The sequence below is a fragment of the Actinopolymorpha sp. NPDC004070 genome, from assembly GCF_040610475.1.
Taxonomy (GTDB): Bacteria; Actinomycetota; Actinomycetes; order Propionibacteriales; family Actinopolymorphaceae; genus Actinopolymorpha.
This window is the reverse complement of the sequence record NZ_JBEXMJ010000021.1, coordinates 44,992-57,694: the sequence shown is the minus strand read 5'-3', so window position 1 is coordinate 57,694 and position 12,703 is coordinate 44,992. Positions and strand designations below refer to the sequence as shown.

Sequence of the window (12,703 nt, the reverse complement as noted above, 5' to 3'; positions counted from 1 at the left end):
CTCAGGCGGCCGGCCGGGCGGCCCCGGCCAGCAGGTGGAGGAGGTCGACCGCACCGACCGCCAGGATCTCGGGTCGTCGCCGTCGTATCGAGTCGGCAAGGTCCGTCGAGCCGTGCCGCTCGAGCGCGTCGAGGAATGCGCCGACGCGCCGGGCGAGGTCCGCCGCGGAGACGGCTGGAAGCGCGACCCCGCCGGGTGAGCCGGCCACCTGGTGCGCGAGAGACGCGACGAGCGCCGGTCCCTGCATCCGGTGCCAGGTGACCGCGACTCGCCTGTTGTGGTTGATCAGCCCGCGTACCTCACTGAAGTGGCGGCTGACGTCCGCGGCCCACCCCTCCCCGGAGGGTACGGCCAGCAGGCGCGTGTGCAGGGCGGCCAGCAGCGGCGCCGCGATGTCCGCCGTACGGAGGGCGCGCGGTGTGCGGGGTGTGCGAGACGTGTGTGCCCAACGGGCCTTCGGCTCTCCGCCCCGGCCGTCCTCCCCCTCCTGCGCACCTCGACCGGCTCGGGCGACCGGGGCGTGCAGCTCGTGCGGATCCGGCCCGGGCGACTCGCGCTCTCGATCCTCCGGAGCGTGCACGGGCGCGCCTGGTGGCGGCACCGCTGCCACCGCGGCGGCGGCGTCCACCTTGCCGGCGCCGTAGTCGTTGTTGGGCAGGTCTGCCGGGGTGAGGCCGTCGGGAACCCGGGCGGTCTCCATGATGTGCCGGCGTACGTCCGACGCTTTCAGGCGTGGGTTCTTCTGGTACATCAGTGCCACCACTCCTGTCACGTGCGGTGCGGCCATGCTGGTGCCGTCCATGTCGACGTAGAAGTCCCGGCAGCAGTCGCAGCAGCAGTTGGGTCGTACGTTCGACTTCGCCGACTTGATGGCGACGCCGGGGGCGGAGACGTCGGGCTTGGTCCGTCCGTCCCTCGTCGCCCCACGGCTGGAGAATCCGGCGACCTTCCCGCTCCAGTTGAAGAAGAGGAAGCCGCTCTGGGAGTACGCGCCGACCGTGATGACCGAGCGCGCCGTTCCGGGGATGCTGATCGTCCCGGCCCTCGAGGCCTCTCCGCTGCCGAACACCGGCCCGCTTCCGCGTTCGAGCCACATGTGGACGGTGACCGGGACGGCGCCGGTGTTGGCGAGCCGCAACTTCCACTCCCCCGCGGGGATGTTCGCCTTCGCCGCGGGGTCCCACTCGATGTGGATCGACCTGTCGTTGTTGTCGGGGTCGGCGGTGCGGGAGTCGATGCGGACGACCGTCTGCCGGTTGGCCGGCAGGGTGGAGTCGACCGTCCAGGGCGTGGCGTTGCCGGGATCGACGGCGGGGCTCGTCGGCGGGGCACCGCGTACGGAGGGAGCGAGGACCGTGCAGCGTACCGAGCCTGCACCGGCGTACCACATCTCCGCGAACCGCGAGAAACGGTCACCTGAGGGCATGTGCACCGGCACGTCCGTGCTTGCACCGGCCGCGATCGTGACCTGGGCGTGGTGGTCGGCCTCTCCCTCGTTGCCCGCCGACTTGACCACCATGTGCCCGTCGTGGAGTAGGAGGTCCAGGTCGATCATCTGCTCGACGAGGGCGGTGCCGTCGTGCGCGCCCAGGTTGTCGCCCTGGCTGAGGTTGATGACAACGGGGCGTCCGGCCACGCCGGGGTGGTCCCAGATGAAGTCCAGGGCGTGAACGAGGTTGACCGACTCCCCGAGCGCGTCGGTCTCCGCGGTGTTGACGACGATGATGATGTCGGCCCCCGGAGCGACACCGACGTACGTGAACGCGCCCGAGCAGTTGCCGGACTGGGAGCCGTCCCCCGCGGCGATGCCCGCGACGTGGGTGCCGTGACCGTCGTCCTTGTCCTTCGTACGGACGGTTCCCGTGCCGGCGAGCGCCGCGTCGATGTGGGCCTTGGTGTACTCCACACCCATTCCGGGGAATGCGGCGGGCGCGCTCTCCCCGGCCTGGGCGACCAGCGTCTGGTCCCAGATACCGAGGATGCGGCTGGTGCCGTCCGGCTTGCGGAAGCTGTGGTGAAACCAATCGATGCCCGAGTCGATGACACCGACGACGACACCCGCGCCGGTGAACGACGGGGATCCGTCGTGGAGCTGCTTGGCTCGGATCTCGGGAACGCTCCGGTCCAGCTCGGGGCGCATCGGCCGGGACGCCTCGACCTTGACCACGTGGTCGAGGTCGTCGAGGTCGGGGAGCCGGTCGGTGGGCATGGGGCCGGCGGCGATCGTCCAGCCCTCGGTCGGGTGGGTCCTCAGGCTCAGGGGCTCGAACCCGAGCGCACGCAGGTCGTCCACGTCACCGGTGAACTTCACCATGACGTGCACCGTGTCCGGTGTCTGCCGCGGCTCGAAGGACTCCTCCTCCGCCGCTCGCGCAGCGCGTGGCCGCCTCGTCGCGTCCCGTCTGCGCGCGAGGATGCCGAGCAGGGTCGGGTCGAGCTTGCTCACTGTGGCCGCGCCGGCGGGCGAGTCGTCGGCACCGCACACAGGTTCCTACCGGCCAGTGCGGTCATCGTTCTCCCACGAAACCACCAAGGAACTGCAATGTGCCCTCGAACGGTACTACCAGGACCGGCGTCGATCCAGAGTCCGGACGCGGTTGTCGGCGCGGGGTTCAGGGCACGGCGCGGCGCATGACGCAGTTTCCGACGCCCTTGCTGCGGACGTACTCGAAACCCGCCCGTTCGAACAGTGCCCGGGTGCCGTTGTAGAGCACCGACTTCTTCGCCCCGCCGGTGTGGTGCGGGTATCCCTCGACCACTCCGCCGCCCGACACCGCGATCAGGTCGAGGGCCCCTTGCAGGGCGACCGCCGAGAGCCCACGGCGCCGGTAGCGCTTGTCCACGAAGATACAGGTGATCCGGTAGTCGGGAACGACGTCGAGTTCGGCGTCGTACTGCTTGCGGTGGTAGATGTTCGGCAGATCCGCCGGGGTTCCGAACTGGCACCATGCGACCACCTCGGCGTCGTCGTACACCAGCGCCGAATGGGCCCGTCCCTCGTCGACGAGTAGACGCTTGAGGGACCGGTTGGCCTCATAGGTGCGTTCCTTGTCGGCACTCATGGTGTGGAACCACGTGCACCAGCAGCCGCCGAACACACCGTTGTGCCGCTCCACCATCCGGGCGAACCCGTCCCAGGTGTCCGGGTCGAGCGGGCTGATCACGTACTCGCCCATGAGGGGTCCTCACGGTCTCGGTCAGGCGGTCACCGTACGCCGTGCAGAGTCGCACAGAATCCGGACGACATCGGGGTGGAACACAAACCGGGTGGTGCGAAGCCCGGGCGCGCGCGAGCATGGGCCCGTGCTGAAGGACCAGAGGCTGCCCCCACAGGGCGGGCTGCCGCCGGCCGAGGAGGTCGGCGGCGCCGTCGTGGAGATCGCCTGCGACGAGTCCGGGTTCTCCGGCACCAACCTGCTGGACACGGTCACCCCGCTGTTCACCCACGCCAGCGTGGACCTGAGGGTCGAGGAGGCCGACGACCTTCTCCGGTCGCTGCGATCGGGGTCCAGGTGGTCACTCAACGAGTTCAAGAGCGGGAGATTCCTGCGGAGTGCGCGGTCGGGTGAAGCCCTGGAATGGCTTCTGATGAAGCTGAGTGGCCGGGCCCACGTCCACCTGGTCGACAAGGAGTACTTCCTCGTTACCCGCATCGTCGACCTGTTCCTGGTCGAGCCGACCTACGCGGCGGGCACCCGGCTGAGCCAGGCGAACCGCCCGGCCGCCCTCGCGCTGTACCGGGCGGGGCGGGCAGGGCGGACGGGGGTTCGCGAGTGGAGTGCCTTCCTCACGGCCTTCGTCAACCTGGTCCGTACGAAGAGGAAGCACCAGCCCGACCGCAGCGCGATGGAAGGCTTCTTCCAGGCGCGCGACTCACTCGCCGGAGCAGGGCTCGGCGCGGACGCCGAAGCGGTCCTCGACGGGCTCACTCCCGCGCGGGTGTGGGAGATCCTGATAAGGCTGGCCCACGAGGACCGCTCGATCCCGCCGCCGCTGGAACCGATGCTGCCGGCGCTGGCCGAGACCGTCCTGTTCTGGAGTGGCGGCCGTCGACGGGTGCTGGTGATCCACGACGAGCAGAGCGCCCTCACGGCCGGACGGTTGCGGCGACTCCAGCAGATGCTTGCGTACGGGGCCGACCCGCCGGCCGCCGACGCGAGCGAGGGCGAGGAACTGTCGGCCAGGGACTCGCCGTTCGCCGGGCTGGTGACCGTCGACTCCCGCGACGATCCGCGGGTCCAGGTCGCCGACCTCCTGGCCGGGATCGCGCGGCGGACATCGGACGTCGGTGACGACCTGCTCCAGTCGTTCCTCTCCCCCACCTCACTGCGAGATCCCGAGCGCTGACGAACCTCCCGCGGGGCCGGCGTGGCCAGCGTGGTCCCAGGTGCCGGGCCAGGAACTCCTTGTCCAGCCCGACCCAGCGAATGCGGCGGTGATCGCCGGGGTTGGCGTGCAACGTCTTCTTCCCCGAGGCGAAGGCGTCGAACAACGCAAGAGCGGATTGACGGTCGACGTACTCGTCGTCCCACGGCAGCAGAAACTGGATCGGTACCGCCTCCGAAGACGGCTGCGGCGATCCTGGGTTCGGCCGCGGTCAACGGAACCCCGATCGCGGTGCCCAAGGACACGCCGCCGGCGTAGCCGATCGGTGCGTCCGGGCCGATGTCGGGCAGTTCCTGCAGCGCGTCCAGCGTCGCCTGCCCGGCCGCCGGAGGACGGATCGGGTTCGAGGAAATCTCCGCTGGTTGCGGCAGCCGGTCGTCCGGAACAGGCGATAGCTTGGCCGGCATGAACGACAGCGCACCGGCCGATACTCCTCGCGCACCGCACGTCGCGGGAGAGCCCCCGATCGACTGGCTGCTCGACTCCGACCCGGCGCTGCGCTGGCAGGTCCTGCGGGACCTGACCGCCGCGCCCGCCGACGCCGTGGCCGTGGAGCGTGCCCGGGTGGCGGAGGAGGGCTGGGGCGCGCGGTTGCTGGCCGCCCGCGACCGGGACGGCCAGTGGATGGGTGGAGCGTGCTTCCCGGGCCGCGGGCGCGGCGAGCAACCGGCGCAGGGCGGCCAACCGTGGACGGCGACCCTGCCGGCCATGATGGAGCTGTACGACTTCGGACTCGACCCGGCGTCCCGGACCGCGCGCGAGATGACCTCGCTGGTCGCCGCTCACTGCCGATGGGAGTACAACGGCGGCCCGTTCTTCGACGGTGAGGTCGAGCCGTGCATCAACGGCCGCACCGTGACCCTCGGCGCGTACTTCGGGGCCGACGTGGACCGGCTCGTCACCCGCCTGCTCACCGACCAGCTCGCCGACGGTGGGTGGAACTGCTGGACGGAGAAGGGCGCCGCCGTGTCGTCGTTCCACTCGACGATCTGCGTGCTGGAGGGACTGCTGGAGTACGAACGCGCCACCGGCGGGTCGGCCGAATCCGAGGCTGCCCGCCGCGCCGGTGAGGAGTACCTGCTCGATCGTTCACTCTTCCGCCGGAAGAGCACGGGCGAGGTGGCCGTCGACACCTGGCTGAGGTTCTCCTTCCCAACCAGATGGCGCTACGACGTCCTGCGTGGGCTCGAGTACTTCCGCTCGGCCAACGTCAGGGACCCGCGGCTCGACGAGCCGATCGAGCTCCTACGGTCCAGGCGTCAGGCCGACGGCACCTGGCTGCTGGAGAACACCCACCCCGGCGCCGTGCACTTCCGGCTGGAGGACGGCGACGGCCGCCCGAGCAGATGGAACACGCTGCGGGCGTCGCGCGTACTCCGCTGGTGGGACGCCCGCGGCTGACACGCCTCGCCTCAGCCGGGACCTGCGCGAAGTGCCGCGTCAAGGTGACGGATCAGTTCTCCGATCCGGCCACCGGCGTTCGGGGCGGGCGGATAACGCCGGAGTACGTCCACCACGACGGGGCTCGCGAGAGACCGGGCCCGCGCGAGGTGGTCGGCGACGGCAGCCGGATCGTCGCCGGCGACCAGCTCGAACGCCCGGACGGCATGGGCGGCCGACCCGAGAATGTGCTTGACCTGTGTGGCCTTCGCCAGCGGGTGGAGGAACGCCGCACCAGCCGCGGCGAGCGCCGCACGCGCGGCCTCACTCGCCGCGACCTGCCCCGCGTCCCGCGCCTCGGTCGCCGCCCGCTGGGCCGCCCAGGCATTGTCGCGCAGCACCTTGGTCCGCTCGGCTCCCTGCGCGAACGCCAGCGCCGCGTCAACCGCGGCTTGCGGCCGCTCGTCGTCGGGTCGTTCGCGTTCGAAGATCGCCAACACCGGCCGCGCACAGGCCACCGCATAGCCCACGACCGCCCGGAGGTCGGCCATACTGAGCTCGATCCTCGCGGACTCCCCCGCCATCGTCACCGGGTCCAGAAGTCCGCCGGCCGGTGGCCCGGCCGGAAACCGTAGTGCTCCACCATGGCGACGGCCTCGGGGAAGTTGTTCGCGAGCGCACGCGGCTCGTGTGCATCGCTGCCGAAGCTGACTGCCCGTCCGCCCTCCTCGCTCCACCACTGCGGGATCCACGGACGCAGCTGACCACCGACGTTCATCTCCAGCGCACGTCCACTGCCGGCCAGCGCACGCATCGCCTGCCGGAAGCCGTCCTCGAACCGCTTCGGGTCGAACGGGCCGTTCTTCTCCCTCGGCCAGTAGCGAACGGCGTAGTCGATGTGGGTGAGCACCTCGAACGTCTCCGAGCCCTCGACCATGCGGGGTACCTCCGCGAGGTACTCCCAGATCACCTTGTCCGCCGGCCACATCCGGTACAGGGTGGGTGGTTCGTGACGCCGGCCGTCGACCACCAGCGTGTGCAAGGAGCCGTTGACACGATCCAGCTTCGACACGTCGAGTACGCGCGAGGCTGCCTCCTCGTCCAGGTGCGGCTGCCCGAACTCCACTCCGGTCAGGATCTGGACGTCGGGGAAGCTGTGGCGGCAGCACTCGATCGCCTCGAGGTAGCCGTCGACGTCCAGCGGAGGAGGGACCAGCGTCCCGTCGGCGTCCATCAGCCTCCGCACCAGGTCGCTCTCGTCCCCCGGGTCCGCCTCCCAGCCGACGAAGTCGAGGTGCTCGGTGAACACGACCGCCGGAAGCCCGATCCGCGCCGCGCGTTCGCAGGTCTGCTCCATGGTTCCGGCTGCTGCCGAGTCCGGACCGCCGGTGTCCCAGGAGTACTCGCTGTGCACATGGGTGTCTGCCGGAAGCGCCATGGTCAACTATGGCACGGCCGGCCGCAGCACCGGACCAGTACGACAACCGTCCCTTGCCGATCGTCTCGGTGGGCCACCCACGCCGGTGGTGAAGTCGGTCGCCGTCACTCGGAACCGCATCACACAAGTGCCACATGTTACCGGCGCAGGGTCCGGGGGGGTGCGTCAGCGAGACGCCACACTCCGGCCGAGCAGTGCGGCCAGCCGGTCGAGCGCCGGGGCGTCCTCGGCAACCGGCTGCGACGCACCGAACGGACCGCCCGGCCCGGTCCTGGCCCTGCCGACGTTCGCCTTCGTGAACGCCAGCTCCTGCTCGACCAGAGCGTCGGGGTAGTCCGCCGGCTGCCCGGTAGCCCGGGCGAGGTCCCAACCGTGGACCAGGAGTTCGGTGGTCCGCAGGTGCACGAGAGCGGCACCGGGGACCTGGCCCACCGGCGAGGGATGGACATGCTCGAGCACTCTTGGCTGTTCGAACGCCTTGACCAGGTCGTCGACGGACTGCCGAGTGGCCGCGAGCGGATCGGTGCCGAGCCGGTCGACCTGGCCCAGCCGGGCGCGTTCCTCCGGTGCCGGGAACTCGACACCTCCCAGGACCGCCGCGGCGAGGAGGTTGCCGGCGACGACGTGGTTGAGCAGCATCCGGACGTTCCACTCCGAGCACGGGGTCGGAGCGTCCCACTGGTCCGCACCGATGCCGGCCACGATCCGGCTGGTCACCTCGCCTGCCGTCCGCAGGGACCCAAGATCTGCCGCCGGGTTCATTCGGGCTCCTTCCTGATCAGAAACGACGAGGAACGACGAGTACGACGATGTGCTCGACAATCTAGGGCAGACCCCCCGACAAGACGGTGGCTGTACGCTCCGGTCGATGGCCACGACACACCCGCTCACCGCCACATCGACCCTGCGCGCGGTCGAGGCCGCCGCGTCGGCCCACCTCGGCCGCCCCTGGGCGGCGACCGGCTTCGCCGACCTGGACGACCGTGCGTCCCATCCGTGCGGGATCTTCCGGGGCGAGCCGTTCTCGGTGTTCGTCAAGCTGGACCGTACGACCGCGGGCAGTGAGCAGTTCACCGCGGAGCTGCGTGGTCTGGAGCTGCTGCGGCGCCTTGCCGGAGTGGTCACTCCCACACCGGTCGCCGCTGGGCAAGTACGGATTGACACCGGCTCGTTGCTGTTGCTGGAAGCGATTCCGGAGGTCCTCCCGGAAGCGCGCTCGACCGAGCAGTGGCAGTCGATCGGCCGGGCACTCGCGACGGTGCACCAGGTGCACGGGCAGCGGTTCGGCCTCGCCGAGTTCGACGGGTTCTTCGGCCCGCTGCGGCAGGACAACCGTCCGGTCGGCACCGACTCAGGCACCAGCTCCTGGCCGGACTTCTACGCCGAACGCCGCGTGCTGCCCCGCCTGCGGCAGGCGGTCGACAGCGGACACCTTGCGAAGGACCTGGCCCGGGACGTCGAACGCCTCGTCGGACGGTTCCCCGCGCTGTGCGGGCCCGAGCCCAAGCCGACGCTGCTGCACGGGGACGCCCAGCAGAACAACTTCCTGACACCTGCCATCGAAGCCACAGCCGAAGCCGCGGCCGAAGCCGCGGCCGATGCCGGAGCCTTGCTGCTCGATCCCGCGCCGTCGTACGGGCACCCGGAGGTCGACCTCGCGCTGGTCGACTACTTCGCACCGGTGCCGGAGGCGGTCTTCGACGGCTACCGCGAGATCACCCCGATCGACCCGGGCTTCGCGCAGCGCCGCGAACTGTGGCGGGTCTTCGCCTACCTCGCCGTGATCACGGTCGACGGCAGCTCGGCGTTCGGGCGTGCGTTCGTCGACCGGCTGGCGTCCTCCGTACGCCGCTATCGATAGCAGCGCGCCGCTCAGTCGGCGAGCTTGAACGCCAGGTCGGTCTCCCACTTGTTCAGGTCCGGCTCGTCCGCGGGATCGGTCAGGTAGAACTCCACACGAGCGGCCCAGCGCTCACCGCCCGGCTTGTCCGCGACGTCCCAGCGAAGCCCCTGCCCGTCGGCCCACCTCAGCAGCGACCCGGTGGCGTCGACCAGTTCGTCGGGATGCCCGACATGCCGCAGGGTGGCGTACCGGCCGGCCGGAAGCACCCCGCACCGGACCCGGTCGTCACCGGCGATCTTCTCCGCCACCGGCACGCCGACCTCGATCTCCAGCTCGCGGTCCATGTCGATGACGTTGTACTTCCACAACGGCGCGCCTGCGGGAGCGATGCCGCGCGCCTCGAGCCAGCCGAAGACCTCACCGTTCAGTGGCGGGAGGGTGCTTGCCATCCGGGTCATCGGGACCGACGCCGTGATCGCGACGTAGGGCTGCGCGGCTCGTTCGACGATCGTGGGCTCACTGGTCTTCACGGTCGGACCTCCTCCGGCGACTTCCCCGAACTCTGCTGAGACCGGAAGCAAACCAGACCGACCGCTGCCGGGTCTACGATGCCGGGAAACTCTGCTGGGAGGACCCATGCCGTCGCCGGACCACGGACCCGTCGTCTCTCTCATGCTGGCCGTGCCGGACGCTCCCGCCGCCGCGCGATGGTACGCCCGGGCCGTCGGTGCCCGTGAGCTGTGGAACCTCGGCTCGGTCATCGGCCTGGAGATCGAGGGCGCGCAGTTCTTCCTCGGCGAGCCGGAGAAGAACGGCTGGGCAAGTCCCGGCGAGGTGGGCACGACGACCGTCCGGGTGGAGGTCTTCGTGGACGACCCGGACAGCTTCGTCGCCCGCGCGGTCGACGCGGGGGCGGACAACGACGATCCCGTACGCGACCACGAGATGCCGTGGGGCACGCACCGGCAGGGCGGCTTCTTCGACCCGTTCGGGCACCGGTGGCTGGTGGGCGACCGCTCTCCGCTCGGGCCGCACCCCTGCTGAGCGCCGGACAGACGTCGGAACGCGGCCGGCGTCAGATTCGCCGCGCCGTCGCCAACCGAACCGGGCGGGTCTGGTCGGTCCACGCGCCGAGCAGGGCACCGCCCTCGTCGCCACCATCGCCCTCGGGGGCGTCGCTGCCGGAGTCCACTGCCGGAAGCTCCACCACGCGAACGATCGTGAGCTCCAGTCCAGCGGTCCGCACGACCGTGCGCCCGTCCTCGGCCGAGTCGGTCAGCTCCTCGACGGCCTCCACGGCCGGGACCGCCGCGCCCCTGGTACCCGTGCCCACGACCGAGACGGTGGGGGTACGCCGCTGCGGGCCGTCCGCGCCCTTGCCCTCGACGAGTTCCTCCGCCTGCACCGCGTCCCCGAGAATCACCGCGGCCAGGGCGGACAGGTAGACCGGATCACCGCACCCGTCGTACACCCAGCGCCGGCCCAGGACCGAGTGCTCCATCGTGCCCACCAGGAACGCCTCGCCGCCGGCGAGTGGTGCGCCCCGGTAGGTCAGCGGGACCTGCATCACCTGGCCGTCAGCCGTACGGACCAGCAGCGTCTCGATGCCCACCTCGCCCCGCGGGTCGTCGAACCGGTACGCGCCCACCGAGGTCGGCGCCACGCCAGGCTCACCGGTGCACCACGACTGCTTCGGGAGCCACTCGCCGAGAAGTTCCAGCTTCGTCGGACGGATCTCGGCCCGGTGGATGACGGCCACGGCAGCTCCTTCTGTCGTACGTGCAACCTGAAACAACCGATTCGCCCCCAAGTCTGCTCCAGCGGTGTCTCCCACCGGATGGCAGACCTGGGGTGTGCTGCGAACACACCCTAGGGTCGGGGTGTGGCCAGGCTGCGCGAGCTCGCCGACCGGACGCCGGCATCGCGTGAGCGGTACGTGGATCTGCTGCGTGCGCTCGCGATCACGGCGGTGGTGCTCGGGCACTGGCTGCTCAGCGCCATCACCTACGACGCCCACGGACGGCTCACCGGCCGCTCCGCGCTGGACTCGATGACCTGGGCGTACCCGCTCACCTGGGTGGCCCAGGTGATGCCGATCTTCTTCGTGGTCGGCGGGTACGCCAACGCCGCGTCCCTGCAAACACATCGCCGGAAGGGCGAGAACGCGACCGACTGGTTGCTCGGCCGCACCGGGCGGCTGGTCGGGCCGACCACCGGGCTGCTGGTGACGCTCGCCGCCGTCGGCCTGGTGGCCAACGTGGCCGGAGTCCGATTGCTGGGTCTGTCCCCCGGGCTGGTGCGGTTCGGGGTGTGGGTGGCATCGATCCCACTGTGGTTCCTCACCGCGTACCTGCTGGTGGTCCTGCTGGCGCCGGTGATGTATCGCCTGCACCGGCGGTTCGGTATCCGGGTCGTCCTCGTCCTGGTGCTGCTCGTCGCCGTGGGCGACGTGGCGCGGCTGGAGGCCTCTGAGTGGGTGGCCGCCGGCAACTTCCTCTTCGGCTGGCTGGCGATCCACCAGTTGGGGTTCTTCTGGCGGGACGGGCAGCTGCCCGACACCCCCCGGGTGTGGATCCCCTTGCTGGTGGGCGGTCTCGGGGCACTGGCGCTGCTGACCCTGGTCGGCCCGTACGCGATCAGCATGATCGACGTGACCGGACAGCAACCACACAACGCGTCTCCGCCCACGCTCGCCCTGCTCGCCGCGGCAACCATGCAGTTCGGCATCGTTCTCATGCTGCGCGTGCCCGCCGAACGCTGGTTGCACCGGCCGAACCCGTGGCTCGCGGTGGTGGCGGTGAACTCCGTGGTGCTGACGATCTTCCTGTGGCACATGAGCGCGGTGGTGCTGCTCGTCGGCGTCCTCGCCGCTGCGGACCTCCTGCCGACTCCGGCGGTGGTCACCACCTCGTGGTGGCTGTGGCGGCTGCCGTGGCTGCTCATGCTGTCGGCCTCACTGGCCCTGCTGGTCGCGGTCTTCGGCCGGCTGGAGACCCGGGCACGCCCCCGCCCGACGGAGGTCCCGCGCGGGCTTCCGAACGGTGTGGTGCGTACGGTGAACCGCCCGGCACCGCGCCTCGTCCTCGCCGTCGGCGCGTACCTGGCGGTCATGCTCGGACTGCTCGCCAACAGCCTCGCGCCGAGCACCGGCTCCTACCTGCTCGGCATGCCCGCGGGCGGGTTCCTCTGCTACCTGCTCGGCGCCGGCATACTCCGACTGCTCCGCTCGATCCCACGCCCGGTCGCTGCCGGGGAACGCGGGAACGACCGCCCGGAGCAGAGTCCGCGGTGACTCAGCCCGTGATGTGGCCGGCCCCGCCCGCGGGCATTTCGCGGTCGAGGTGGTCGGCGTGGAAGAGGCCCTGGGTGAGCAGCCGGCGTACGTGCTCGTCGGCGGCGGTGTAGTAGACGAACGTGCCTTCGCGGCGCCCTCGCACCAGCCCGGCGAGGCGGAGCTTGGCCAGGTGCTGGCTGACCGCGGTCGGGGTGGCGTCGGCGAGTTCGGCGAGGCAGGCGACCGACGACTCACCCTGCAGAAGCGCCCACAGGATCCTGATCCGGGTCGGATCGGACAGCAACCGGAACGACTCCGCGGCCAGGTGTACCTGCTCGTCGTTGGGCATGTCGAAGTCCGGCAGCGACTCGTGCATGGCGCC

Annotated in this window: 13 protein-coding genes; 5 read left to right on the top strand and 8 right to left on the bottom strand. The window is 70.7% G+C overall.

The window, feature by feature from the left end; all coding sequences use genetic code 11:
* Position 1: 1 nt before the first annotated feature.
* Positions 2–2,485 carry a S8 family peptidase gene (locus ABZV93_RS27715; protein WP_354941685.1) on the bottom strand — a complete coding sequence of 828 codons (2,484 nt, stop codon included), beginning with the start codon at positions 2,483–2,485 and terminating at the stop codon, positions 2–4.
* 127 nt (positions 2,486–2,612) lie between these two features.
* The gene (locus ABZV93_RS27710; protein ID WP_354941683.1) at positions 2,613–3,176 is read right to left on the bottom strand and encodes a GNAT family N-acetyltransferase; all 564 of its coding nucleotides are present in this window, start codon (positions 3,174–3,176) and stop codon (positions 2,613–2,615) included.
* 127 nt (positions 3,177–3,303) lie between these two features.
* Between ABZV93_RS27710 and ABZV93_RS27705 the strand changes: the two genes are divergently transcribed.
* A complete protein-coding gene (locus ABZV93_RS27705; protein WP_354941681.1) occupies positions 3,304–4,347 on the top strand; it encodes a hypothetical protein in 1,044 nt (347 codons plus the stop codon).
* 444 nt (positions 4,348–4,791) lie between these two features.
* Positions 4,792–5,787 (top strand): squalene cyclase, encoded by a 996-nt coding sequence (locus ABZV93_RS27700; protein WP_354941679.1) that lies wholly within the window; start codon positions 4,792–4,794, stop codon positions 5,785–5,787.
* Between the two features lie 11 nt (positions 5,788–5,798).
* On the opposite strand, the gene ABZV93_RS27695 is transcribed toward ABZV93_RS27700, so the two are convergent.
* From ABZV93_RS27695 to ABZV93_RS27685, 3 genes are all read right to left on the bottom strand, one after another.
* Entirely contained in the window at positions 5,799–6,317 is a 519-nt protein-coding gene (locus ABZV93_RS27695) for a putative immunity protein (RefSeq protein ID WP_354941677.1), read from the bottom strand.
* Between the two features lie 35 nt (positions 6,318–6,352).
* Positions 6,353–7,204, bottom strand: coding sequence for a PHP domain-containing protein (locus ABZV93_RS27690; RefSeq protein ID WP_354941675.1), 852 nt, complete (start codon positions 7,202–7,204; stop codon positions 6,353–6,355).
* A gap of 165 nt (positions 7,205–7,369) precedes the next feature.
* Positions 7,370–7,966 carry a TIGR03086 family metal-binding protein gene (locus ABZV93_RS27685; RefSeq protein WP_354941673.1) on the bottom strand — a complete coding sequence of 199 codons (597 nt, stop codon included), beginning with the start codon at positions 7,964–7,966 and terminating at the stop codon, positions 7,370–7,372.
* Between the two features lie 106 nt (positions 7,967–8,072).
* On the opposite strand from ABZV93_RS27685, the gene ABZV93_RS27680 reads away from it, so the two are divergent.
* Positions 8,073–9,065, top strand: coding sequence for a fructosamine kinase family protein (locus ABZV93_RS27680; protein ID WP_354941671.1), 993 nt, complete (start codon positions 8,073–8,075; stop codon positions 9,063–9,065).
* Positions 9,066–9,076: 11 nt separating this feature from the next.
* Here ABZV93_RS27680 and ABZV93_RS27675 read toward each other — a convergent pair whose 3' ends face one another.
* Entirely contained in the window at positions 9,077–9,577 is a 501-nt protein-coding gene (locus tag ABZV93_RS27675; RefSeq protein ID WP_354941669.1) for a GyrI-like domain-containing protein, read from the bottom strand.
* A 106-nt stretch (positions 9,578–9,683) separates the two neighbouring features.
* Between ABZV93_RS27675 and ABZV93_RS27670 the strand changes: the two genes are divergently transcribed.
* On the top strand, positions 9,684–10,091 hold the full coding sequence (locus tag ABZV93_RS27670) for a VOC family protein (RefSeq protein ID WP_354941667.1): 408 nt from the start codon (positions 9,684–9,686) through the stop codon (positions 10,089–10,091).
* A gap of 31 nt (positions 10,092–10,122) precedes the next feature.
* Here ABZV93_RS27670 and ABZV93_RS27665 read toward each other — a convergent pair whose 3' ends face one another.
* Positions 10,123–10,806, bottom strand: coding sequence for a hypothetical protein (locus ABZV93_RS27665; RefSeq protein ID WP_354941665.1), 684 nt, complete (start codon positions 10,804–10,806; stop codon positions 10,123–10,125).
* A 123-nt stretch (positions 10,807–10,929) separates the two neighbouring features.
* Between ABZV93_RS27665 and ABZV93_RS27660 the strand changes: the two genes are divergently transcribed.
* Positions 10,930–12,339, top strand: a complete 1,410-nt coding sequence (locus tag ABZV93_RS27660; protein WP_354941663.1) for an acyltransferase — start codon at positions 10,930–10,932, stop codon at positions 12,337–12,339.
* Between the two features lies 1 nt (position 12,340).
* Here the strand turns inward: ABZV93_RS27660 and ABZV93_RS27655 are convergent, their stop codons facing one another.
* Positions 12,341–12,697, bottom strand: coding sequence for a metalloregulator ArsR/SmtB family transcription factor (locus ABZV93_RS27655; protein WP_354941661.1), 357 nt, complete (start codon positions 12,695–12,697; stop codon positions 12,341–12,343).
* Between the last annotated feature and the right edge of the window lie 6 nt (positions 12,698–12,703).